This is a genomic window from Stagnihabitans tardus (assembly GCF_009925085.1).
In the GTDB taxonomy this organism is placed as follows: Bacteria; Pseudomonadota; Alphaproteobacteria; order Rhodobacterales; family Rhodobacteraceae; genus Stagnihabitans; species Stagnihabitans tardus.
The window spans coordinates 1-1,517 of sequence record NZ_JAABNR010000073.1 but is presented as its reverse complement, the minus strand read 5'-3'; the positions used below and the strand labels follow the sequence as shown (position 1 = coordinate 1,517).

1 protein-coding gene is annotated in these 1,517 nt (G+C 58.2%); it reads left to right on the top strand.

From position 1 onward, the window contains the following. Positions 1–88 precede the first annotated feature (88 nt). Positions 89–1,517 (top strand): hypothetical protein (locus GV832_RS21630; RefSeq protein WP_227754616.1); only part of this gene is annotated, 1,429 nt, incomplete at its 3' end.

Genomic DNA, 1,517 nt, shown 5'->3' with positions numbered 1-1,517 from the left:
ATTTTGGCATTGTTTGCTAATTTTTGGTTGATTTGGGGATATGGGTGGTTAGGCTGGTTCACGGATTTGTGAATCGAGCGGGATTGTCATGAAGGCTTTGATTTCGTCGCGAGCGTTGTTGCTTTCGGTTGGCATTGTTTTTGGCACCGGGTTCTCACTGAGGGCAGACGAGGCGCCAAGCTATACGCAGGACGATCTTGGTCTCTATGAACTTGGGACTGCGGACGAGCCGCTGGACTTGGCTCCGATCGACGAACCGGTGGCGCCAGCCGTTGATGCAGATCAGTCGGATGCAGCAGCCGCTGAGCCGTCGGCCACGAGCGAAGGGACGGCTGCGGCCAAGCCCAAGAAGGGCGCGCCAGCGAAGGCGTCAGCTGCGATGGCAGCACAGTCCTCGACGACGACGGGCGAAGCCTGGGATCCGGCCTCAGACGGTGTGCTGGATCTCAGCACGCAGGGCCATGTCGAGAAGCAGCACGGTGTCTTCAACTACACTTACTCTTTCAAGCTGCCGTCGTTCCGTGGGCTCGAGCCCAACCTTGGCTTGAGCTATGTGTCGAGCGGTCGACTGCGGGGTCGTCCAGATGCTTTGGTCGGCTATGGATGGAAGATTGACGGGCTTTCGGTGATCGAGCGCCAGACCTTGGGTGGCGGACTGCCGACCTATGTCGCGGCGAATGATCTGTATGTGCTCGACGGCGAGACGTTGCTGGCCTGTGGCAATGCCGCGAGCTTCAGCGGATCGAACTATCCGTCCTTCCTGAAGGATGTGGATAACCAAAGCGCAAGCTGCCGCAGCTCCGGGGATCTCACTGCGCAGCACGAGAACTATCGTCGGATCATCCGGGTCATTGTGCCGTCGGGAGGGTCGGCGAACACGACGGGCGAGATCGAAGAGTTTCACGTCTACGACCCGGATGGGACGCAGTATATCTACCGCAGCGTTGGAGCCTTGGTCAGTTTGGCCGGGATCGGAGGAACGGCGATTGCCCCGACGGACCCTAATTTCAACGTTCTCTTCAAGCGGCGCTTCCTTTTGGCGCAGATCGTGGACGCTCAGCGTGAAGGGTCCACATTCAAGAATGTGGTGAACTTCACCTATGCGTTCAGTTCGGTTACCGACGGGCTGACGGAACGGCCCAGTGCGATCACCTATGGGGGATATCGCATCAAGTTCGGTTACAATTCGTATGCCAACAACTCTGACGTGCCGGTTGTGCGTTTTGGTGTCGGATCTGACACGATGTTCGGCCGCCAGGCGTTCTTGCTGCGGTCCGTACAGATTTATGACGAAACGAGTTCGAAAGGCACAGGCTCGTTTCCCGTTCGTGCCTACGGATTGGTGTTTGCGGACGCAGCTTCAAGCGCGGTGCGCCTGAACCGCAATCTGCTCAGCGTCACCGAGTTTGCAAGCGACTTTGTCGTCAATGCGACGGATGGTTCCGTGACTGCCGGATCGGCGGGAGCCCTGCCAGCCACCACCTTCACCTATTCCGACGATGTGCCGAACTATAACG